Source organism: Pseudonocardia sp. CA-142604 (assembly GCF_050948475.1).
Classification (GTDB): Bacteria; Actinomycetota; Actinomycetes; order Mycobacteriales; family Pseudonocardiaceae; genus Pseudonocardia; species Pseudonocardia alaniniphila.
Genome location: NZ_CP192045.1, coordinates 2543727 through 2565763 on the forward strand (window position 1 = coordinate 2543727; position 22037 = coordinate 2565763).

The 22037-nt window shown below is 72.5% G+C and carries 21 protein-coding genes; 14 read left to right on the forward strand and 7 right to left on the reverse strand.

Features of this window, described 5'->3' with window-relative positions; translation table 11 throughout:
- Window positions 1-14: 14 nt before the first annotated feature.
- Window positions 15-1733, reverse strand: a complete 1719-nt coding sequence (locus ACQPZQ_RS11630; RefSeq protein ID WP_433294917.1) for a DEDD exonuclease domain-containing protein — start codon at window positions 1731-1733, stop codon at window positions 15-17.
- A 105-nt stretch (window positions 1734-1838) separates the two neighbouring features.
- Between ACQPZQ_RS11630 and ACQPZQ_RS11635 the strand changes: the two genes are divergently transcribed.
- From ACQPZQ_RS11635 to ACQPZQ_RS11645, 3 genes are all read left to right on the forward strand, one after another.
- Window positions 1839-3206 (forward strand): NYN domain-containing protein, encoded by a 1368-nt coding sequence (locus ACQPZQ_RS11635; protein WP_433294918.1) that lies wholly within the window; start codon window positions 1839-1841, stop codon window positions 3204-3206.
- A gap of 878 nt (window positions 3207-4084) precedes the next feature.
- Window positions 4085-4972 (forward strand): NlpC/P60 family protein, encoded by an 888-nt coding sequence (locus ACQPZQ_RS11640; protein WP_433294920.1) that lies wholly within the window; start codon window positions 4085-4087, stop codon window positions 4970-4972.
- Window positions 4973-5163: 191 nt separating this feature from the next.
- The gene (locus ACQPZQ_RS11645) at window positions 5164-6312 is read left to right on the forward strand and encodes a glycosyltransferase family 4 protein (protein WP_433294922.1); all 1149 of its coding nucleotides are present in this window, start codon (window positions 5164-5166) and stop codon (window positions 6310-6312) included.
- Window positions 6313-6315: 3 nt separating this feature from the next.
- Here ACQPZQ_RS11645 and ACQPZQ_RS11650 read toward each other — a convergent pair whose 3' ends face one another.
- Complete coding sequence (locus tag ACQPZQ_RS11650; protein ID WP_433294924.1) at window positions 6316-8154, reverse strand: AMP-dependent synthetase/ligase; 1839 nt, start codon at window positions 8152-8154, stop codon at window positions 6316-6318.
- A 112-nt stretch (window positions 8155-8266) separates the two neighbouring features.
- Between ACQPZQ_RS11650 and ACQPZQ_RS11655 the strand changes: the two genes are divergently transcribed.
- From ACQPZQ_RS11655 to ACQPZQ_RS11680, 6 genes are all read left to right on the forward strand, one after another.
- Window positions 8267-8659: a polyketide cyclase / dehydrase and lipid transport gene (locus ACQPZQ_RS11655; protein WP_344724306.1), complete on the forward strand. Its 393-nt coding sequence runs from the start codon at window positions 8267-8269 to the stop codon at window positions 8657-8659.
- Between the two features lie 10 nt (window positions 8660-8669).
- Window positions 8670-9458, forward strand: coding sequence for a metallophosphoesterase family protein (locus ACQPZQ_RS11660; RefSeq protein ID WP_433294926.1), 789 nt, complete (start codon window positions 8670-8672; stop codon window positions 9456-9458).
- A 130-nt stretch (window positions 9459-9588) separates the two neighbouring features.
- Window positions 9589-10029 carry an SRPBCC family protein gene (locus ACQPZQ_RS11665; protein WP_241039460.1) on the forward strand — a complete coding sequence of 147 codons (441 nt, stop codon included), beginning with the start codon at window positions 9589-9591 and terminating at the stop codon, window positions 10027-10029.
- A gap of 36 nt (window positions 10030-10065) precedes the next feature.
- Entirely contained in the window at window positions 10066-11292 is a 1227-nt protein-coding gene (locus ACQPZQ_RS11670; protein ID WP_433294928.1) for an ArsA family ATPase, read from the forward strand.
- A complete protein-coding gene (locus ACQPZQ_RS11675) occupies window positions 11289-11651 on the forward strand; it encodes a hypothetical protein (RefSeq protein ID WP_433294930.1) in 363 nt (120 codons plus the stop codon). The genes ACQPZQ_RS11670 and ACQPZQ_RS11675 overlap by 4 nt, the downstream gene beginning before the upstream one ends.
- A 40-nt stretch (window positions 11652-11691) precedes the next feature.
- Window positions 11692-12639: an ROK family glucokinase gene (locus ACQPZQ_RS11680; RefSeq protein ID WP_433299132.1), complete on the forward strand. Its 948-nt coding sequence runs from the start codon at window positions 11692-11694 to the stop codon at window positions 12637-12639.
- 29 nt (window positions 12640-12668) lie between these two features.
- Here ACQPZQ_RS11680 and ACQPZQ_RS11685 read toward each other — a convergent pair whose 3' ends face one another.
- Window positions 12669-13109, reverse strand: a complete 441-nt coding sequence (locus tag ACQPZQ_RS11685; protein WP_433294932.1) for a hypothetical protein — start codon at window positions 13107-13109, stop codon at window positions 12669-12671.
- Between the two features lie 181 nt (window positions 13110-13290).
- Here ACQPZQ_RS11685 and ACQPZQ_RS11690 point away from each other — a divergent pair, with 181 nt between their 5' ends.
- The 3 genes from ACQPZQ_RS11690 (at window position 13291) to ACQPZQ_RS11700 (ending at window position 15390) form a co-directional block, all read left to right on the forward strand.
- Window positions 13291-14046 carry a lysophospholipid acyltransferase family protein gene (locus ACQPZQ_RS11690; RefSeq protein WP_433294934.1) on the forward strand — a complete coding sequence of 252 codons (756 nt, stop codon included), beginning with the start codon at window positions 13291-13293 and terminating at the stop codon, window positions 14044-14046.
- A 60-nt stretch (window positions 14047-14106) separates the two neighbouring features.
- Window positions 14107-14703 carry a hypothetical protein gene (locus ACQPZQ_RS11695; protein ID WP_433294936.1) on the forward strand — a complete coding sequence of 199 codons (597 nt, stop codon included), beginning with the start codon at window positions 14107-14109 and terminating at the stop codon, window positions 14701-14703.
- 198 nt (window positions 14704-14901) lie between these two features.
- Entirely contained in the window at window positions 14902-15390 is a 489-nt protein-coding gene (locus ACQPZQ_RS11700) for a polyadenylate-specific 3'-exoribonuclease AS (protein ID WP_241039454.1), read from the forward strand.
- Between the two features lie 36 nt (window positions 15391-15426).
- Here the strand turns inward: ACQPZQ_RS11700 and ACQPZQ_RS11705 are convergent, their stop codons facing one another.
- Window positions 15427-15570 (reverse strand): GPGG-motif small membrane protein, encoded by a 144-nt coding sequence (locus ACQPZQ_RS11705; RefSeq protein WP_241039453.1) that lies wholly within the window; start codon window positions 15568-15570, stop codon window positions 15427-15429.
- A 181-nt stretch (window positions 15571-15751) separates the two neighbouring features.
- Between ACQPZQ_RS11705 and ACQPZQ_RS11710 the strand changes: the two genes are divergently transcribed.
- Window positions 15752-17140: a class II 3-deoxy-7-phosphoheptulonate synthase gene (locus tag ACQPZQ_RS11710; RefSeq protein ID WP_433294938.1), complete on the forward strand. Its 1389-nt coding sequence runs from the start codon at window positions 15752-15754 to the stop codon at window positions 17138-17140.
- 49 nt (window positions 17141-17189) lie between these two features.
- Here the strand turns inward: ACQPZQ_RS11710 and pknB are convergent, their stop codons facing one another.
- Window positions 17190-18953, reverse strand: coding sequence for a Stk1 family PASTA domain-containing Ser/Thr kinase (gene pknB / locus ACQPZQ_RS11715; RefSeq protein ID WP_433294940.1), 1764 nt, complete (start codon window positions 18951-18953; stop codon window positions 17190-17192).
- A 66-nt stretch (window positions 18954-19019) separates the two neighbouring features.
- Here pknB and ACQPZQ_RS11720 point away from each other — a divergent pair, with 66 nt between their 5' ends.
- Window positions 19020-19376 (forward strand): Rv2175c family DNA-binding protein, encoded by a 357-nt coding sequence (locus ACQPZQ_RS11720; protein WP_241039450.1) that lies wholly within the window; start codon window positions 19020-19022, stop codon window positions 19374-19376.
- Window positions 19377-19394: 18 nt separating this feature from the next.
- Here the strand turns inward: ACQPZQ_RS11720 and ACQPZQ_RS11725 are convergent, their stop codons facing one another.
- Entirely contained in the window at window positions 19395-20336 is a 942-nt protein-coding gene (locus ACQPZQ_RS11725) for a phytoene/squalene synthase family protein (RefSeq protein ID WP_433294941.1), read from the reverse strand.
- Complete coding sequence (mptB, locus tag ACQPZQ_RS11730) at window positions 20314-22032, reverse strand: polyprenol phosphomannose-dependent alpha 1,6 mannosyltransferase MptB (protein ID WP_433294943.1); 1719 nt, start codon at window positions 22030-22032, stop codon at window positions 20314-20316. The genes ACQPZQ_RS11725 and mptB overlap by 23 nt, the downstream gene beginning before the upstream one ends.
- Window positions 22033-22037: the final 5 nt, after the last annotated feature.

Here is a 22037-nt window from a genome sequence, read left to right on the forward strand (position 1 = left end):
GGCTGACGGTGACCTTAGTCCACCGCGATCTCGACCGGCCGCGCTCGCTCCGCCCAGTCACTCCAGCGGGCCGCGCCGTGCGCTGGTTCGGCCCAGGGCGGTTCGGCGTGGACGAGCCGGGTGCCGCCCGTGGTGAGCCAGCGGTGCAGCAGGCGCACCTCCTCGGCGGGCGCACCGCGCAGCGGACCGGGCTCCGCGAGCACGATCTGGGCGCCGAGCCGCAGCGCGTCGATCACGGGCATGGGGGCGACGCCCCGGCGGGCCACGCCCGCGGCGGCCAGCCTGCCGAACCGGAGCACCGCGATCTCCCAGCCGCCACGGCCGTCGGGCCGCGCGCCGACCACCTCGGGCAGCGCGGCGAGTGTGGCCAGGCGCTGTGCGCGTTCCAGACCCACGATCAGGCCGGCCAGCCGATCCCGCACACGGGCGGCCGCCTCGAACCGCTCCCGCCCGGCGAGCTCGTCGACCTGCGTGGCCATCGTGCGGAGCGCCGTGTCGTCCCGGCCGTCGATGAGCTCGTGGAGCGCCTGGACGGCCGGGGCGTACTCCTCGGGCGTCTGCAGCCCTGCGCACGGCGCAGCGCACCTGCCGAGCTCGTGCAGGGCACAGGGCGACGCGGACGCCCCACGCGCCGGTATGCGCTGCGTGCACGGCCGCAGGGGCACCACGTCGAGCACCGAGTCGAGCGCGGCGGCAGCCGCCTGCCGGGAGCCGAACGGGCCCATGGCCCCGTCGCGGGGCGTGGTGACCACCGAGAGCCGCGGAAACGCCTCGGCGGTAGGTGTGACCCACCACCCGCGATGAGGACGGCGGGAGCGGCGGTTGTAGCGCGGCTGATGGGCCGCGATCAGCCGCAGCTCCCGCACCGCCGCCTCCAGGGCATGCGCGCAGACGACGGTGTCGACCCGCTCGGCGAGCGCCACCATGTCGCGCACGCGACGGCGACGCTCACCCGAGGTGAAGTAGCTGCGCACCCGCCGTTGCAGGTCGCCGCTGGTGCCGACGTAGAGCACCTCGTCGCGGGGACCGCGGAACAGGTACACCCCCGGCGCCGCAGGCACTCCGGCCGCCAGCCCCCGCTTCTTCCGCTGCGCCTGCGTGGGGCGGTGCGGCGCCGACTCCCGTGCCAGCCCGAGGAGCTCCTCCAGGCTCTGCACGCCCAGGTTGCCCACCCGTTCCAGCAGCCGGTGCAGCACCTCGACGGTGGCGCGGGCGTCGGCAAGGGCGCGGTGCGTGGGCTTCGTGGTGGTGCCGAACAGCTGGGCCAGAGCGCCGAGCCGTACGCTCGGCGCCTCGTCGGACGAGAGGACGGCACGGGCCAGGCGCGCGGTGCAGAGCACAGGTGGGCGTGGCCACACCAGGCCGTGCCGCTCGCACGCGGCGCGCAGGAACCCGGCGTCGAAGGGCGCGTTGTGGGCCACGAGCACGGAACCGCGGAGGAACTCGAGCACCGTGGGCAGGACTGCGGGCAGCCGGGGAGCCCCGGAGATCATCGCGGTGGTGATGCCGGTGAGCGCGACGATGGCCGGTGGCACGCCGGTGCCGGGATCGACGAGCGTGGCGAGCTCGCCGACGTGCTCGCCGCCGCGCACCTTCACCGCACCGATCTCGGTGATCGCGTCGGTGTTCGCCGAGCCGCCGGTGGTCTCCAGGTCGAGAACGACGAAAGTGACCTCGCGTAGTGGGGTGCCGAGTTCGTCGAAGGACAGCTGCGGGGAGGCGGAACCGGGCACGGCGGCGGACGCTAGCGGCACTGACCGACAGAACCTGCGGACCACTGCGCGTGTTCGTGCAGCCACCGCTGGGTGGTACCAGCGGAACGCGGATAACCTGGAACGATGTCCGGGTCAGACGATGCCGCCCGGCCGCCCGAGCTCGGCGCGGCCGGTGTTTCGGCGTCGGCCGGTGACCCGATCGTGCCCGAGCCGGTGAACTGGGAACGGCTCCCGGACGCCGTGCGCACCCGCCTCGCCGAGACGGCCGCGGCGGCCGTCGGCTCGATGCCTGTCACGGACGTCCCCGTGTCGCTGCGCAGGCTGGCCCGGTTCACCCCGGCCAAGCGCGCGAAGCTCGGCGCCCCGGCCCTCACCGCCGAACTGGCGGTCTCGCTCGCGTTCCGCACCGCGGTCATCGCGTGGTGGGAGGAGCACCGGCCCGGCGAGCTCACCGCCGCCGCGGACGACCCCCTCACCGCGGCCGCAGCCGCCGTGCTGACCGACGACCCCGCGGCAGGCGACGTGGTGGCTGCCGCCGCCCGCCGGGGCGAGGTCGTCGAGCTGCGGGCCGAGCGGGACGCCGCGCTGTCCCGGGTGGACAAGCTCACCATCGAGCTTGATCGGCTGCGCGGCGAGCTCACCGAGGCCCGGGCGCAGGCGCGGGAGGCGGGGGAGCAGCGCGACGCCGAGTACCAGCAGCTGCGGCGCCGGGTCTCGGACCAGGGCGCGCGGCTCCGAGCGGCGGTCGATGCCCGTGCGGAGGCCGAGCAGGTCGTCGCGGATCTGCGCCGCTCGGCGGAGAGCGAGCTCGCCGAGGCACGGGCGGAGCGCGACCGTGAGCGCGGCCGGGCCGAGGCGGAGCGCAGGCGCGCCGATCGCGCCGCGGCCGAGGTGGCGGCGGCGCGGCAAGCCGCGCGCGAGGCCCGCAAGGCCGACGAGGTGCGCCTCGAACTGCTCATCGACACCCTCGGCGGGGCGCTGACGGGGCTGCGCCGTGAGCTCGCGCTCGGCGGTGGTGGCCCGCGGCCCGCCGACCTGGTCGCCGGCGCCCAGGCCGCGCACCGGGGTGCGGCGATCGACGGGCTCGCCGGCCTCGACGCGCTGCTCGCCGTGCCGTCGGTGCACCTGATCGTCGACGGCTACAACGTCAGCAAGACCGGCTACCCCGAGCTGCCACTGGCCGACCAGCGCACGCGGCTGGTCGGGCAGCTGGCCGCGCTCGCCGCGCGTACCGGCGTGGAGATCACCGTCGTGTTCGACGGTGCGGGCGTCGTCTCCGCTCCGCACCGGGGGTCCCGCGGCGTGCGGGTCCTGTTCAGCGACGTCGGCGTGCTGGCCGACGACGTGATCCGCGACCTGGTGGCGGCCGAGCCCGAGGGCCGGCCCGTCCTCGTGGCCACGTCGGACCGTGCGGTCGTCGTCTCCGTGCGCCGCGGCGGGGCCTACTCCGTGCCGTCGGCGATCCTTCTGGGCCGATTGGCCCGCGGCTGACGCCCTTCTCGTCGCTTCACCGATGGCCTTCTTCATCACCCTGAAGCGTTATTCGGCACCCGAAACTGTCGGGGGCTGCTCCTAACGTCCGCGGACATCGGAAACGTCCGACCGGCGAGGGAGCAGAAATGATCATCGACTGTGACAGCTGCGCGGTTCGCGGCGATGCCTGTGGCGACTGCGTGATCGGCGTGCTGCTCGGTACGCCTGCCCCGCGAGCCGCCGGATCCGCGGCGGAGAACCTGCCGTCCGGCGCGCCCAAAGTGCAACTCGACGCACCAGAAAGGCGAGCGCTCGATGTGCTCGCGGATCAAGGTCTCGTGCCGAGATTGCGGTTGGTGGCCGTTCCTGCGCGCCGAACGCTCCCTGGCCCGGATGGGCGACAGGCCGACCGTGACGCTGGGTGACATTACGCTGTTGTGGAACCTGTTTGGTTGCTCTTTGCACTCGGCCGGTGGTCACCCGAACGCCTGACACGCCGTGACCCTCTGTTTGGACGCCTTTGGTGATCTCCGTAATCTCCGCGAGACCTTGTGGCGGTTCAGCCATTCGCAGGGAATGGCGACGCAAGGTCACCGCGTACTCATCCGATCGGATGTTCGGGGCCCCCGATCGGGGAGCACGCGGGTGGCGAGAGGAGATCCATCCGCGTGGTGTCGCCTCGGCGTACCCCATCCGGTCGCGGTCGGAAGTCCCGGTGGTTCACACATCGACCCGCCCTCCGCAGGCGTTCTGCGCCCTCGGCCGGAGCCCTCGTCCTTGCTTCGCTTCTCGCCCTCGTCCTCAGCGCCGGGCCGGCGAGCGCCCAGCCCCCATCCCCACCTCCACCCCCACCGCCCCCCACCAACGCCGCTGACGCCGCGAAGCAGCTCGAGCAGGTGCAGCATGAGGCGGAAGCTCTCACCGAGCAGTGGCACGCGGCCCAGGACACCGTCGACGCCCGGCAGGCCGAGCTGGGGACGCTGCGCGAAGCCATTGCGCCCGCGCAGGCGGCCGTGGACACAGCCAAGGGCAACGAAGAGCAGTACCGCCAGCAGCTCGACGCGGTGGCCATGGGCACGTTCGAGAGCGGCAGCCTCGACCAGTTCAACGCGCTGCTCGCAAGCAAGTCGCCGCAGGACTTCCTGGACCAGATGTCGGCGCTGGAGACGATCTCGGCCGACTACAAGGCCGCTCTCGAGCAACTGCAGGCCGTCGTCGACCAGACGTCCAAGGCCCAGGCCGAGGCCGATGCCGCCGTCCAGCGCGCGCAGGCCGCCGCCGACGAGGCGGCCAAGGCCGAGAAGGACGTCGAGGACCGCAAGCGCGATGCCGAGATGCGGATCGACGACGCGGAGAAGCTCCTCGAACGGCTGTCGCCGCAGCAACGGCGCAACCGCAACGGCCCGGGGGAGAGCGCGCCGGGTCCGATCACCGGCACCGGCGTCGGCGTCGAGGCGCTCCGAGCGGCGGCCACCCAGCTCGGCAAGCCCTACCAGTGGGGTGCGGGCGGACCGGGCAGCTACGACTGCTCCGGCCTCACCAGCTGGGCCTTCAAGCAGGCGGGTGTCACGCTCCCGCGCTCGAGCAGCCAGCAGGCGCGGGTCGGCAAGGCGGTGCCGTGGGGCGACATGCGCCCTGGTGACCTCGTCTTCTACTACTCGCCCGTGAGCCATGTCGGCATCTACGCCGGCGGCGGAAAGATGATCAACGCACCGCAGACCGGCGACGTCGTGAAGTACCAGACGGTGTCGAGCAGTGCCTTCAGCGGCGCCCGGCGCCTTTAGGGAGGGTGCTGAACAACACCGCGCAGTAGGGCCGAGTTGTTCAGCGCGCTCCTGACAGACCTCGTCCGCTCCCCGGGAACGAGCGGCGGCCGGCATCGCAGCCGGCCGCCGCCCGATCTCTCAGCCGCGTCCCCCGGCCGTGCAGGGCGCTCCGACGCCGCCCGCCAAGGGCCTGCACTAGCGTCGGGCGCGTGCCACCCACGTTGCTGGTGACCAACGACTTCCCGCCCCGCACCGGCGGCATCCAGAGCTACCTGCAGGCCTTCGCCGACCGGCTCCCCGCCGGTGAGCTCGCCGTCTATGCACCGGCCTGGCCGGGCGCCGCGGAGTTCGACGCCACGCGCTCCTATCCCGTGCACCGCCACCCGACCTCCCTGATGCTGCCGACCCCCGACGTCGCCCGGCGGGCCGTTGCGCTCGCGCGCGAGCACGGGTCGAGCACCGTCTGGTTCGGGGCGTCGGCGCCCCTGGCGTTGCTCGGGCCGGGGCTGCGCCGCCGGGCGGGCATCTCCCGGGTCGTGGCCAGCACCCACGGCCACGAGGTGGGCTGGGCGATGCTGCCGGGCGCCCGGCAGGCCCTGCGCCGTATCGGCACCGACACCGACGCGCTCACCACGATCTCCCGCTACACGCGCAGGCGGGTGGCCGCCGCCTTCGGCCCCGATGCGGCGTTGGAGGTCATGCCGTCCGGGGTGGACACCGCGGTGTTCCGCCCCGACCCCGCTGCCCGCGACGAGCTGCGCCGCCGCTACCGCCTCGGCGACGCGCCGGTCGTCACCTGTGTGTCGCGGCTGGTGGCACGCAAGGGGCAGGACGTTCTGATCGCGGCGCTCTCCCGCGTGCGCGAGCGGGTGCGGGGAACACGTTTGCTGCTGGTCGGCGACGGACCGTACGGCCCGCAGCTGCGCAGGCTGGCGGCCGAGGAAGGCGTCGCCGAGCACGTCGTGTTCGCCGGGCGGGTGCCGGTCGACGAACTGCCGGCCCATCACGCCGTCGGCGACGCGTTCGCGCTGCCGTGCCGTACCCGGGGTCGCGGGCTCGACGTGGAGGGCCTGGGGATCGTGCTGCTCGAGGCCGCTGCGTCCGGGGTGCCGGTGGTGGCAGGCGACTCCGGCGGCGCTCCCGAGACCGTGCAGGAGGGCCGCACCGGTCACGTGGTCGACGGGCAGGACGTCGCCGCCGTCGCGGACGCCCTCACGCGCCTGCTCGCCGACCCCGACTGCGCCCGCGCGATGGGTGCGGCAGGCCGCGAGTGGATGGTGGAGGAGTGGGGGTGGCCGTCGCGGGTGGCCCGCCTGCACGCGCTGCTGACCGGCACCCCCCTCCCCGCGTCGGCCTGAGGGTCAGGCGGGGGTCTTCGTCGCGCTGTAGATGCTCGCGATCTCACTGGCGAAGGTCTTCGCGACGACCGCGCGCTTGACCTTCATCGTGGGGGTGAGCTCGCCACCTTCCTCGGTGAAGTCGACGGGCAGGATCCGGAACTCGCGGATCTCCTCCGCACGCGAGACGGCCTTGTTGGCCTCGGCCACGGCGCCCGCGATCTCCGTACGCAGGTCGGGGTCGTTCACCAGGTCGCCGACGCCGTCGGCGGCAGGCTTGCCGTTGCGCTGGCGCCACCCGGGCAGCGCCTCCGCGTCGATCGTCACCAGCGCCGCGACGAAGGGCTGTGCATCCCCGACGACCATGCACTGGCTCACCAGCGGGTGAGCCCGGAGCCGGTCCTCCAGCACCGCGGGGGCGACGTTCTTGCCGCCCGCGGTGATGATGATCTCCTTCTTCCGGCCCGTGATCGTGAGGAAGCCGGCGTCGTCGACCTCGCCGATGTCACCACTGTGGAACCAGCCGTCCTCGAGCACCTCGGCGGTGGCGGCCTCGTTGTGCCAGTACCCCTGGAAGACGAGCGGGCCCTTCAGCAGGATCTCGCCGTCGTCGCCGATGCGCGCCGAGTTGCCGGGCATCGGCCTCCCGACCGAGCCCACGCGCTGGGCCGCGAGCGTGTTGATCGTGATGCCCGCCGACGTCTCGGTGAGACCGTAGCCCTCGAGCACGGGCAGGCCGACTCCGCGGAAGAAATGGCCGAGCCGATCGCCCAGCGGACCACCGCCGGAGACCGCGGCGACGACCTGACCGCCGACGGCGGCGCGCAGCTTGGCGTAGACGAGCTTGTCGAACAGCGCGTGCCGCAGGCGCAGCCCGAGTCCGGGGCCGCCGGTGTCGCGCGCCCGGCTCCACTCGATCGCTGTGTCGGCGGCGGCGTCGAAGATCTTGCCCTTCCCGTCGTCGTGGGCGCGCTGGCGGGCTGCGTTGTAGACCTTCTCGAAGACGCGCGGCACGGCGAGCAGCACCGTCGGACGGAACGCGGCGAGGTCGGGCAGCAGGGTGGACACGTCGGGGGTGTGCCCGATGACGGTGCGCGTGGCGAAGGAGGCGCACTGGATCGCTCGGCCGAACACGTGTGCGAGCGGCAGGAAGAGCAGGACGGACCCGTCCTTGCCGAGCATCTCGGGGAAGATGTGCGCCGCCGCCTTGACCTCGCTGAGCAGGTTGCGGTGGGTGAGCTCGCAGCCCTTGGGGCGACCGGTGGTGCCGGACGTGTAGACGAGGCTGGCGAGGTCGTCGGCCCCGACGGCGTGCCGCCGGGCATGCACCTGGTCGGCGGGGACGTCCGCGCCGAGCGCCGTGATCCGGTCCACGGCCGGCGCCGCGTCGGCATCGTCGGCGCCGTCGGCGGCCGGTTCGATCTGCCAGACGTGCCGCAGGGCCGGGAGATCGTCTGCGACGCTGCGCACCAGTTCGCGGTGCTTGCCGGACTCGACGACGATGGCAACGGCCGCGGAGTCGCTGAGGATCCAGCTGATCTGCTCGGCCGATGAAGTCTCGTAGATCGGCACGGTCACCGCACCCGCGGCCAGCACCGCGTAGTCGACGAGTGTCCACTCGTACCGGGTGCGCGACAGCAGCGCCACGCGGTCGCCCTGCTGCACGCCCGCGGCGATCAGGCCCTGCGCGATGGCGGTGACCTCGTCCGCGAACCGTCTTGCGGACACGTCGGTCCATGCCCCGTCGATCCGCCGGCGGAAGGCCGGTGCCGCGGCGTCCTGTGCGGAGTTGTCGTAGACCGCGTCGACGAGGTTCTCGTTCTCACCGACCCGGAAGGTTGCGGGGACGCTGTACTCGCGCACGGTCGTTGACCTCCTGGCCTGCGCTGGCTGTGGTTCACGGCAACCTACCGTGAGATCCCCCCGTAGGGAGGGTCGAGTGCGCATACCGCGGCAGATCCGGCACGCTGCGTGCATGCCGTCGGTGGACGTGGTGGACGAGACGTTTCTCGCCGTGGCGCCCGAAGTGGTGGCCGCCGAGTTCGCCCAACCGGCGCGGTGGCCCGTGCTGTGGCCCGATCTGCGCCTCGAGGTGATGACCGACCGCGGTGCGGAGGGGGTGCGCTGGACGGTGCAGGGCGCGCTCGTCGGCAGCATGGAGGTCTGGCTGGAGCCCGTGCTCGACGGGACCGTGCTGCACTACTTCCTGCGCGCCGACCCGGCCGGACCGGACGGCACGCCGCGCCCGGCGTCGCCGCGCCGCGCCGCTGCGGAGGCCCGCAGGCGCCAGCGCGCGGCCAAGGCCATCGCGTTCGCCTGTAAGGACAGGCTGGAGGCGGGTCGCGCGCCGGGGGAGCCCCCGACGTAGGTTGGCGACCATGCGCGTGCACGTGGTGTCCGATGTGCACGGCAACGTGGAAGCGCTGGCCCGGGCGGGGGACGGTGCCGACGCGCTGCTCGTGCTGGGCGACCTCATCGACTACGTCGACTACGGCAACCCCGCCGCCGGAATTCTCGGGCGTGTCCTCGGCCCCGAGGTGAGCATCCGCTTCGCTCATCTGCGCACCAACGGTGCCCGCAGCGAGCTCGTCGCCTACGTCAAGGACGCGTGGTCGCGCATCGCCGACGCCGACGCCGTGCTCGAGCAGGCCGTGCGTGAGCAGTACGACCGGCTGTTCGCGGCGATGACCGTGCCGACCTACGCCATCCCGGGCAACGTCGATCTCCCGCGGCTGTGGCCGGAGTACGAGCGGCCCGGGCTCCACCTGCCGGACGGGCGCGTGGTCACGGTGGGCGGGCTGCGGATCGGGTTCGTCGGTGGCGTGCCGCTGCCACCGGGGCAGACGGTGCTCTCCAGCGGTCCCTGGACGCCGCACCTGCTGCCCTTCGAGGAGTACGCGGCCACCGTCCGCGCCTTGGACACTGTCGACGTGCTGTGCAGCCATATCCCGCCCTCGGTTGCGGAGCTGGCCTACGACGTGGTCTCCCGCCGCCCCGAGGCCGCGGCACCCGCGCTGCTCGACGTCGTCCGCCGGGACCGGCCGCGGGCCGCTCTGTTCGGGCACGTCCACCAGCCACTGGCACCCAGGGCGCGGGTCGGCCGCACCGAGTGCGTCAACGTCGGGCACTTCCGCCGGACCGGCGTGCCCTACGTGCTGCGCTGGTGATCCCCGGATGTCGCGGTAGGTGATGTTCGGGCCCGCTGGGTGACCCGTCGGTGTCGATGTTGGGGCCCGCTTAGCGACCCTTCGGTATCGATGTTCGGATCTGCCCGAGGCCCTTCGGTAGCCTGCCGCTATGGCCGACGCTACGACATCCACGATCACCATTGCCGCGGCGCCGGAGCGCGTCATGGCGGTGATCGCCGACTTCCCGGCCTACCCGGAGTGGGCTTCTCAGGTGAAGAGCGTCGAGGTGCTCGGCAGTGACCCGAACGGGCGCGCCGAAAGAGTGAAGTTCACGATGGACGCCGGCCCGATCAAGGACTCCTACACACTCGACTACACGTGGGCGCCCGATGCGAGGTCCGTGAGCTGGACGCTGGTGAAGGGCCAGATCCAGAAGGCCCAGAACGGGTCATATACCGTGGTAGGGACGGGATCTGAGACGACCGTCACCTACAGCCTCGCTGTTGATCTGAACATCCCGATGATCGGAATGTTGCGCCGCAAGGCCGAGAAGGTGATCATCGACACCGCTCTCAAAGGGCTGAAGCGGCGGGTTGAAAGCGCCCCGTGACTGGTCGTCGGCCATCTCGCGGTTACTCTCCGGCTCGTGCGCGTCGTCATGTTCACGGGCAAGGGGGGCGTCGGGAAGACGACTCTCGCTGCGGCCACTGCCGCGCTGCTCGCGCGTGCGGGTCGCAAGGTATTGGTCGTCTCGACTGATCCGGCGCACTCGCTCGGCGACGCGTTGGCGGTCGAGCTCAGCGGCGAACCGTTGGAGCTCGAACCCGGTCTCTCCGCGGCCCACATCGACACCAGGGCGCTGCTCGACGGCTCCTGGACCGGCCTGCGGGCCCATCTACGCACGCTCCTGGCCGGGGCGGGCGTCGACGAGCTGGTCGCCGACGAGCTGACGGTGCTGCCCGGCGTCGAGGAGCTGCTCGCCCTCGGCGAGGTGCGCCGGGCGGCGGAGACCGGGCCGTGGGAGGTCGTGGTCGTCGACTGTGGACCCACGGCCGAGACGCTGCGGTTGCTCGCCCTGCCCGAGGCGATGTCGGGCTACCTGGAGCGGCTGTTCCCGGCCCACCGCCGTGCCGTGCGCGGCCTGCTCGCAGGCCTGTCCGGTGCGGGACGTGAGGCGCAGTCGGCCTGGGACCGCACGATCGACGCCCTCGACACGCTGGCCGAGCAGCTCGACGGCTTGCGCACGATGCTCGCCGACCATCGCAGGACCTCGATCCGGCTCGTCCTCACCCCGGAACGCGTGGTGGTCGCCGAGACCCGCCGCACGCTCACCGCGCTCGCCCTGCACGGGCTGCACGTCGACGGGCTGGTCGCCAACCGGGTCGTGCCGCGGCCACCGTCCTCGTTGCGTGGACCGGCCGCCCGGTGGCTGCGCGTCCGGCACACCGAGCAGCAGGCCGTGCTCGCCGAGCTGGACGCGGTGCCGGTGCCGCTTCGCACCGCCGTCCACACCGCTGAGGAGCCCACCGGCGTCGAGGCGCTGCTGGAGGTGGCGCAGTCCCTGTACGGCTCCAGCGATCCCGTCCCACCCGCGGGCGGGGCGCCCGAACCGCTGTTGCAGGTGCAGCGCACGGCCGGACAGGGCAAGTCGCTCGACTCCGAGTTCGAGCTCGTGATGCACCTCCCGGGCGCCGGTGTCGGCGCGCTCGACCTCAGCCGCGTCGACGACGACCTCGCCGTCACCGCGGGCGGCACGCGCCGCATGGTCGCGCTGCCGTCGGTGTTGCGCCGGTGCACCGTGAGCGGCGCCCGCCTCTCCGGCGATGATCTGCGGGTGGCGTTCACCCCCGACCCTGCGGTCTGGTTCCGGTGACCGGCACGGGAGGCTGCGGCGACCACAGCGGGCTCAGCGCCGAGCTGCGTGCGTTCGCACTGAGCGCGCTCGGCAAGGTCGAGCCCCTGGTGGAGCGGCTGCGCGTCGAACCGACCGGCCGGACGCCCGAGACCTGCGCGAACTGCCCGGTGTGCGCCCTTCTCGCCGCGTTGCGGGGCGACCACCCCGAGCTCGCGGGACGGCTCGCCACGCACGCCGCGGGGCTGCTCGCGGTGCTGAGGGCAGCGCTCGAGGAAGGTGCACCGGCGAGCTCCGGTGGACCGCCCGATCCCGAGCCGGCCGAGCCGGAACGGCGGGTGCAGCACATTCCGATCGATCGTGGGCAGGAGGCCGGATGACCGCCGGCGGGAGACTCCCCGGGTGGCTGTGTCTGCTCCTGTGCTGACTGTTGGTGTCGATGTCGGGGGAACGAGTGTGCGGGCCGGCGTCGTCGACGCCGAGGGGAACGTTCACGACACTGCTCGCACTCCGACCCCGCGGAGTGAGGCGGCGCTGGAGGCGGCGCTGGCCGGCGTCATCACTGAGCTGGCCGGCCGGTACCGGATCGGGGCCGTGGGGCTCGCCCTGGCCGGGTTCGTGACGCCGGACCGGCGCGGGGTCCGGTTCGCCCCGCACCTGTCCTGGCGCGACGCCCCTGTCGCCGACCGGATCGCCGAACGTGTCGGGCTGCCCGTCGTCGTCGAGCACGACGCCAACGCGGCTGCGCTGGCCGAGCGCCACTTCGGGGCGGCATCCGGCGCGGCCACCACGGTGTTCGTCGCGCTGGGCACCGGCATCGGGTCGGCCCTGCTCATCGACGGGCAGCTCTACCGCGGCGCCTTCGGGGTGGCTCCCGAACTGGGGCACCTGCGTGTGGTGCCGGACGGCCGTCCGTGCCCCTGCGGCAAGAACGGCTGCTGGGAGCGGTACTGCAGCGGCACGGCGCTGGCCACCACCGCCGTCGAGCTGCTGGCGCGAGACCCGGGGCGCTCACCGGTGCTGCGTAGGCTCGTCGCAGGCGACCCCGGACGCGTCACGGGCCAGCGGGTGGCTGCCGCCGCCCGCGACGGTGACCCGGTGGCCTGCGCCGCCATGGACGAGCTCGCCCGGTGGCTGGGGGAGGGGCTCGCGCTGGTGGCGGACGTGTTCGACCCGGAGCTCGTGGTGATCGGGGGTGGGGTGTCGGAGTCGGCCCCGCTGTTCCTCGACGAGGCCCGCGAGCACTACGCCGCCACCGTCACGGGGGGTGGACGTCGCCCGCTCGCGAGGATCCGCACCGCCCAGCTCGGCGAAGCGGCCGCTGTGGTGGGCGCGGCACAGCTCGCGCGCGAGGTCGTGCTTTCCTGAGCGGTCGCGCCCGGCGGTCCGGCCGGGCGTCAGACCACGGCGCCGTCGTCGCCCTCGTCCTGCTCCGTACCGGGTGGGTCCGGCCACAGCCGCAGCACGAGCCAGCCGATCCCGGCAGCGAGCGCGACGAGTCCGAGCGGCAGCCCGTAGAGCGAGGGGACCCCGATCCAGTCGGGGGCCACGACCAGCACGAGACCGAGGCCGAGCAGGACCAGACCGACGATCGCGGGCGGCCCGAGCCGCGGCAGCGGGGGCGGCTCCGGCGGGACGAAGTGCTCGTCGTCGGCAGCGGGGGCAGGCTCCGGCGTCGGGACGGGCCGGGACTCGAACAGCGACCCCGCCGGCTCCGGGGCAGCGGGCCATTCGGGCACGTGACCATCACGACGCAACTCCGCCACGATCGCGTCGAACTCGTCCGGCGTCCGACCGCCACCGTCGGGCTGCGCGCGCTCGTCGGGATCCCGGTCCACGCGGCCTCCTTTCGACCTGCGGCCCGCATCCAAGCCCCCCGCTGTGCTCACCATCCTGACATGCCGGCGCGAGGAAGAGGAGAAGCGCGCTCCCCGGTTCGGTGCGATCGACAGAGCCCGTTGTCGCCGTGTGACGCGCGTCCGTAGGCTGACGCCGTCGAGGTGGAGGGGGCACGCCCAGGTGCTGTACTGGTGGTCCAAGTTCGTGCTCCTCGGTCCTCTGCTGCGGCTCTTCTGCCGGCCGACCATCGAGGGAGTCGGGAACGTCCCGGAGCGCGGCGGCGCCATCCTCGCCAGCAACCACCTCGCCGTCGTCGACTCGTTCTTCCTCCCGCTGCTCGTCCCGCGACGGATCACGTTCCTCGCCAAGCGCGAGTACTTCATCCAGCCGGGACTCGTCGGCCGGATGAAGAAGATGTTCTTCTCCGGTGTCGGCCAGGTGCCGATCGACCGGTCCGGGGGTTCCGCCGCGCAGGCGGCGATGGACACCGCGGTGCGGCTGCTGCGCGAGGACAAGCTGCTCGGGATCTACCCCGAGGGCACGCGGTCGCCCGACGGGCGTCTCTACAAGGGGAAGACGGGCATCGCCAGGATGACGCTGGAGGCTGCCGTCCCCGTCATTCCGGTGGCCATGATCGGCACGGACAAGGTCAATCCGATCGGTTCGAGAATGTGGCGCCCGCGTAAGGTGCACATCAAGATCGGGGAGCCGCTCGACTTCTCCCGTTACGCGGGGATGGCGGGCGATCGATTCATCGAGCGCTCGATGACCGACGAGATCATGTATGCCCTCATGGAGCTATCGGGGCAGACCTACGTCGACATGTACGCGGCGTCCGTCAAGGAACGAGCGGCCAAGGCGAAGCTCGCGGATCCCCAGGAATCGAGCGCGGACGGCCACTCCGGAGACGGCCTTCCGAAAGCTCGCGCGAGCTAGGCCGTGTCGGTTACACCCACTTGGACGAAGCTCCAGCAATCGGTGTAATACCCTTGCCCGGTGCCGCGATGGGTCAATGTGGTCAGACGGGACAACGCCCCTTCTTCCGGCGACGACTCACCGACGTCAATCGTCCGCCTCGACGACATACCCACCTCACACGTCCAGGTGGTGACGAGCCCGCCACCGGCCCCGCCGCAGAGCTGGATCCGCAGGATGGCGCCATGGGCGGTGTTCGGCGTGGTCGCGGTGGTGGTCGTCGGCGGCACCACGGCGTGGTCGGCCTCCGTGCGCGGCCCCGAGAAGCCGCTTCTCGCCTCCGTTCCTTCCACCTATGCGGCCGTGCCGCAGGCAACCACGGATGCCCCGCCACCCGCGGAGCCGACCGCGAAGCCGGAGCCGGAGACGGAGCGAGCCGCCGTGGTGGCGACCAAGGTCAGGCGCCCGGCCCCTCCCAGCCCCACCCCGCAGCAGCCGGCTCCGCCCCCGCCGCCTCCTCCGGTCACCACCACTGCTGCGCCGCCCCAGACGACGGCGAGCCAGACCCCACGAATTACCACCACCCCGAGAACCACCACACGACGCCCGCCCTTGTTCCAGACGCAGCCCCGTACCACCACTCCCCGGCCGGGCGCAGGGACGTCGGGGACCCGCTGACGCGTCTGTCGTCCGGCGGCATCTTGGTGTGCCGGTCGGGACACTCGGCGGCAGCGATCACGAACCGCCACATACAGTCATCGATGCCCCGCTCGGAACGACCGGGCCGCCTGGCGCCCGCCGGCACGGCCCGGCACGCCCGTCCGGTGCGGACCGAACGTGGCCGGTCGTGTGTCGACCAGCGGGAACAGGACGGATATGCGCTTCTTCTACGACTGCGAGTTCATCGAGGACGGCACGACGATCGACCTGGTGTCGATCGGCGTGGTCGGAGAGGACGGTCGCGAGTTCTACGCCGTGTCCACGGAGTTCGACCCATCCCGGGCGGGCGACTGGGTGCGGGCTCACGTCCTACCCAAGCTCCCGTCCCCGGCGGATCAGGCCTGGCGCTCACGCGCCCGGCTGCGCGCCGACCTGCTGGAGTTCCTGACCTCAGCGCCGGGCGACGTCGAGCTCTGGGCCTGGATCGCCGCGTACGACCACGTGGCGCTCTGCCAGCTGTGGGGCGCGATGCCGGCGTTGCCGCGCGCGTTGCCCCGGTTCACCCGTGAACTCCGGCAGCGCTGGGAGGACGCCGGACGTCCCCCGCTCCCGCCGCCCACCTCCGACGCACACGACGCACTGGCCGACGCCCGCCTGAACGCGAAGCGGTGGGAAGCGATCGAGTCGGCGGTGGCCGCCCGCTGACCATCAGCGAGCGGCCACCGATACGTGCTCTCGGCATTAAGTGAAGATGCTGACGCCACCGGGCCCGACGAGCAGGCCGACGATAATGAGCACGATTCCCCAGATGAGCTGCTTACGAAGGATCGCGAGCACGCCGGCGATCACCAGAACCACGGCGATGATCCACAGTAGAGTTGACATACCGCTAAGTGCCCTGATCACTCGCCCGGGAACCGCGCCGTTCGGGTGACCCACGCAACAGTTCGGCCGTATCGGCGCTCATCCGGCGCGCGGCCGAACGGATCGGCTGCCGCTTCCTGAGGCCGTTCGGGTCGGTGGCTCCCGCGGTCCGGCTGCCGTGGGCACGGCTACCCTGCTGGGTGTGAACTGGACCGTCGACGCCCCGGTCGAAGTGCTGCCCGAGCTGCCGCCCCTGCCCGCCGAGCTGCGTGCTCGCCTTGACGACGCCCTCGACCGGCCCGCCGCTCAGCAGCCCGACTGGCCCGACAGCGAGCACGTCGCGCACGTCCGCACCGTGCTCGAGAGCGTGCCGCCGGTCACGCTGCCCCCCGAGGTCGACCGCCTCCAGGAGCGGCTCGCCCAGGTCGCCCGCGGCGAGGCGTTCCTGCTCCAGGGCGGCGACTGCGCCGAGACCTTCGTCGACAACACCGAGCCGCACATCCGGGCCACGATCCGCACGCTCCTGCAGATGGCCATCGTCCTCACCTACGGCGCCTCGCTGCCCGTGGTGAAGGTGGGGCGGATCGCGGGGCAGTACGCCAAGCCGCGCAGCGCGCCCGTCGACGCTCTGGGGCTGCCCTCCTACCGCGGTGACATCGTCAACTCGATCGTCGCCCACCCGGCCGCCCGCGTGCCGGATCCGTCCCGCATGGTCCGGGCCTACGCCAACGCGAGCGCGGCGATGAACCTCGTGCGGGCGCTCACCGCCACGGGCATGGCGGACCTGACGATGGTGCACGACTGGAACAAGGACTTCGTGCGCACCTCGCCTGCGGGGGAGCGGTTCGAGACCATCGCGGCGGAGATCGAGCGGGCGCTGCGGTTCATGGACGCCTGCGGGGTCGACGACCACAACCTGCACAGCGTCGAGTTCTACGCGAGCCACGAGGCCCTGCTCATCGACTACGAGCGGGCCATGCTGCGGATGGACACCACCGGCCCCGAGCCGCGGCTCTACGACCTCTCGGCTCACTTCCTGTGGGTCGGGGAGCGCACCCGCCAGCTCGACGGCGCTCACATCGCGTTCGCGGAGCTGCTGTCCAACCCGATCGGGCTCAAGATCGGCGCCACCACCACGCCGGAGCACGCCGTCGAGTACGTCGAGCGGCTCGACCCGCACGGCACACCCGGACGGCTCACCCTCGTCAGCCGGATGGGCAACGGCAAGGTCCGCGACGTGCTGCCGCCGATCGTCGAGAAGGTGGAGGCGTCGGGCCACAAGGTCATCTGGCAGTGCGACCCGATGCACGGCAACACCGTCGAGTCCACCACCGGCTACAAGACACGCCACTTCGACCGGATCGTCGACGAGGTGCAGGGCTTCTTCGAGGTGCACAGGGCGCTCGGCACCCACCCCGGTGGCATCCACGTGGAGGTCACGGGCGAGGACGTCACGGAGTGTCTCGGGGGCGCGCAGGAGATCTCCGACGCCGACCTCGCCGGACGCTACGAGACGGCCTGCGACCCCCGCCTGAACACGCAGCAGTCGCTGGAGCTGGCGTTCCTCGTGGCGGAGATGCTCCGCGGTTGATCCGAACCCCCGCGAGTCGCGCACGGGATGCGGGCGACTCGCGGGGGGCTCAGAACGTCTCCAGGGTGATCGTGCTGCCCTTGTCCACCAGCGTGCCGGCGCTCGGGTCCTGGCCGATCACGCGGGAGCGACCCCGCTCGTCGGAGAACCGGGAGTGCTGGTCGGAGTCCAGTCCGACGTCGTCGAGCTTGTCGGAGGCGTCGTCATACCGCTCCCCGATGACGAACGGCACCTCCACCTGGTCCTCGTCCGGTGGCTCGGGGCCGCGGCTGAGCACCAGCGTGACGGGTGCGCCGATCGGAAGGGCGGTGCCGGCGGCGGGGTTCGTGCCGACGACAGCGCCGGCCGGCACAGTGGCGCTGAACTGGTCGGCTTCGGTGGACCGCACCGGGGTGAGATCGCCGTCGCGCAGGGCCTGTTCGGCAGCCGCGACGGCAGTGCCGGGAGCGACGGCGGGCACGGTGGGCCTACCGGAGGAGACCGTGATCACCACGATGCTGCCCCGCAGCAACCGGGCATCCGGCTGCGGATCGGTGGCCGTGATGGCACCTTCGGGCTGCGTGTTGTCGCGGGCCGTCTTGATGCTCGCGACGAGGTCGGACTCGCTGAGCAACTGCTGCGCCGTGGCCTGCTGCAGGCCCACCAGGGACGGCATGGCCGTCCACCGGCCGCTGCCGAGCCACCAGGCCGTCACCCCCACGAGCAGGGCGAGCACGAGCACCACCGCCACCCAGATGGCGAAGATGCGTCGGCTGCGCCGCCGGGCGCGCAGGTGAGACGGGGGACCGCCCGGCGTGGCCAGGTGCTCCGCCTCCTCGGACCGCGGCATCATCCGGGTGCCGGTGCGCTTGCCCGCGCCCGGAGGAAGCGCGGCACCGGCGCCGCTGGGCACGTGCTGCGGCATGGCGGGCAGCGTGTCCTGGTCCTCCAGGGAGCGCTGTGGCGGTACCGGCGGCGGCACCCGCGGCACCTCGAGCTGCACCGCCACCCGGCGCAGCTCGGCGAGCATCGCCGCGGCGTCCGGGGGACGGGCGGCCGGATCGCGGCGGGTGGCGCGCAGCACGAGGTCGTCGAGCTCGGGAGGCACGTCCCCGGCGATCAGTGACGGCGCCGGCACGTCGGTGTTGACGTGCCGGTACGCCACCGAGAGCGCCGTGTCGCCCGAGAAGGGTGGTGCGCCCGTGAGCAGCTCGTAGAGCAGCACGCCGGCCGCGTAGACGTCGCTGCGCGAGTCGGCCGCGCCCGTGGTGACCTGCTCGGGGGACAAGTAGTTGACGGTGCCCAGGATGTAGCCGGCGTGGCTGGCGCCGGCCTGCGCGGCGGCCGTGACGAGCCCGAAGTCGGCGACCTTGACCTCGCCGGTGTAGCTGATGAGCACGTTCTCCGGCTTGACGTCACGGTGGACGAGCCCGAGCCGGTGTGCCTCGGCGAGCCCGGCCAGCACCGGCTCCATGACCGCCAGCGCTGCCGGCACGCCGAGCGCTCCCCGTGCCTGCAGAACGTCGCGCAGCGTGCCGCCGTCCACGAGCTCCATCACGAGGAACAGCACCGGCCCGTCGACGCCCATGTGGTCGCCCTGGTCGTGCACGTCGACGACCGCGGGGTGGTCGATCCGCGCCGCGGAGCGGGCCTCACGCTCGAAACGTGCCCGGAACGCCGGGTCGGACGCTAGTCGCGACTCCATCACCTTGATCGCGACAGGGCGGTCCAGACGGGTGTCGGTACCCCGGTAGACGGTGGACATGCCACCACGGGCGAGCACCGGGCCGACCTGGTACCGCGCGTCGAGCAGCGCGGCCGGCGGGGCGTTCACACTAAGACGGTACCGTCCGCGTACGGTGGTGCCGGACCTACCGCGCCTGTGGCATCGTGGTTCCTCGTGAACGACGTGTCCGTGCTCTCCGAGGTCGTGGCGACGCTGCCCGTCGCGGAGGTCGCCCAGAGACTCAACCAGCCCGTTTCCCGCGTGCACCAGTTGGTGCGCGATGGCCAGCTCCTGTCCTTCCGTCGTGATGGCGAGGTCGTTGTACCCGCCGATTTCCTCGACGAGGACGACGCCGTGGTCAAGGGCTTGTCCGGGACGATCACGGTGTTGCGCGACGGCGGTTACTCGGACTCGGACATCCTGCGGTGGTTGTTCACCGAGGACGACTCGCTGCCGGGCACACCGGTGGCGTCGCTGCGTGCGGGCCGCCACCGTGAGGTCAAGCGCCGCGCCCAGGCGATGGCGTTCTGACAGGGTCGTACGGCAGGCTCAGGAACGCGCCCGCGCGAGCACGGCGCGCAGCATCCCCGGCACCGCCACCGCGGCGCGTGTGCGGTTGGAGACGGTCACTCTGCGGTGCAGCACGTCGTAGTCGGCCGCCTCGATCTCGTCGAGGATGCCCCGGTACAGCCTGAACGCGCACGCGATGCAGGCCCGGGACACCGGTTCGAGCATCGCGACGCCCGGAGCAGCACGTCGGTAGATCGCGCGCGTGTGGGCCACGAGGTGCGCCAGCGCCCGGCGCACGCGGCGGTCGTGCCTGCGTGTGCGGCGGCACCAGGTGAGCAGCTCGCGATCCACCCCGAACGCGGCGAGCTCGTCGGCGGGGAGGTAGAGCCGGCCCCGATCGAGGTCCTCCCCGACGTCGCGAAGGAAATTCGTGATCTGAAACGCAACGCCGAGCGCGGCGGCGGCCGGCTCGGCCTCGGCGCGCGGCACGATCGTGCCCAGGATCGGCAGCATCTGCAGTCCGATCACGGCCGCGGAGCCGTGCACGTAGACGTCGAGCTCCTCGAACGTGGCGTAGCCGCTGACCTGCGTGTCCATTCGCATCGACCGCATGAAGTCGATGAAGTGGCGCCCCTCGATGTCGTAGCGGTGGGCGGTGTCGGCGAGGGCGATGAGCACGGCCTGGTCGGTCGCCCCGCCCGCGAGGGCGATCTCCAGCTCCGCGGACAGCGCGTCGATCAGGGCCGCTTTCTCCTCGGCAGGCCGTTGGTCGCCCAGGTCGTCGACGATCTCGTCGGCGTGCCGGGCGAAGCCGTAGAGGGCGTGTACGGCGGGGCGGCGCTCGCGAGGCAGGAGCCGGGTGGCGAGGAAGTAGGTGCGGCCGTGCCGCGCGTTGAGGTCTCGGCAGCGGGAGTAGGCGGCTCGCAGACCCGGGTCGGTGATCCCGGCGGCGTCGAGCTCAGCCCGTCCGGCGCTCGGCACCGGCGGCCGGTACTGCGGCTGCGGGGGCGGCCGGAACGGTGATCGGCACGACCTCCCGTGGCTTGCGGGAGCGGGCCCCCGCGGCGAGCCGCAGTGGGTCGGGACGCAGTAGCGACACAGCGGCGAGCGCTGCCACCAGCGCGCATCCCGCGAGGTAGGGCCAGTTGTAGAGGGCGTCCTCGCCGTTGGGGTAGTAGACGATCACCAGCATCAGCGAGCAGAACACCACCCAGGCGAGCCCGCGGGGCGACCAGGCGACCATCGCCAGGATCGCCATTCCCCAGCTCACGTACCACGGGAGGGTGGCGGGCGAGAGCACGGCGACGGCCAGCAGCACGATCCCGGCGCGGTGGACGGCGTCCGGGCCGCCGTCGCGGGCCGCCAGCCACTGCCGCACGGCGATCCAGACCAGGACGATCGCCCCGATGACGCGGCCGACGTTGATGAACGGCTGCTTCGGGACGGTCGGCGCCGCGAGCCCGATGAGGGCGTGCAGGAACTCGCCCGCACCCGTCGGGAACGACATCCAGTTCACGATCATGGACGGGGCGCTCAGGGCGGGTAGCCACCCGAGGCTCACTCCCGCCGCAAAGGTGCAGGCGGCGAACACCACGACGAACACGCCGACGCCCGCCGCGGTGGCCTTCACGATGCGTGCGGTGCGTGTGCCCGGAAGCCGGGCCGCCCACACGAGCACGAGGAACGGCAGTGCGACGCCTGCGCTGGCCTTCACCGCCATCGCCCCGGTGACGAGCGCGATCCCGGCCGCCGGTTTGCCGCGCAGTGCGACCAGCGAGCCCGCGGCGAGCAGCCCGACCACCAGAAGGTCGTTGTGGCCGCCGCCGATCATGTGGATGACCATCACCGGGTTGGCGACGGCGATCCACAGTGCGACGGGTACGCGGCCGCCGAGGCGGCGGGTGAGCTCGGGCAGCGCCCACACCAACAGGAGCAGCCCCGGCAGCAGCGCGAGCCGCATGAGCACGACGCCGAAGATGATGTTGTCGCCGGTGGCCCAGGCCACCGCCTTCGCGAGAAGGATGAACAGCGGCCCGTAGGGCGCCGGGGTGTCCTGCCAGAAGTAGTGGACGTTGTCGGTCCAGATACCCGGCATCGCGTCCGGGCCCACCGCGTACGGGTCGAACCCGGCGAGCGACAGTCCGCCCTGCGCGAGGTAGCTGAAGATGTCGCGGGTGAACAGCGGCGGTGCGAACAGCACCGGCACGGTCCATGCCATCGCGATCGTGAGCACGGCGCGCCCGCCGACGCGGCGTGCGAGGACGTCGCGGCCCAGTTGGACCCATGCCCACAGCATGAGGGCGACGCCGATGTAGATGAGCACGGTGGCGAGCTCGCGCCCGTGCCCGTAGCGCCAGAAGCCGAGCGGGGAGTTGGTGAGCAACGGGTCGCGGACGAGCACCCCGCCCGCCCCGTACCCGCCGATCACCATCATCACGGATCCGGCCAGCCCGAGCAGCAGTGGCCGTCGCGGGGGGTTGCCCAGGCGGGCGCGCCACGCGGATCCGGACGCCGGCGCGATCTCGGGTGCCAGTGGCTCCCGCTCCGCCGTGCCCCCGCCCGGTGCCGCTACGCCCTCTGCCGGCGCTACTACTGACGCCGATGCGCGCTCCGCGGGCGCTGCGTCCGGCAGCGCCTCGGGCAGCGTCGATCCGTCGACCGATGATGGTGGCTTCATGACGC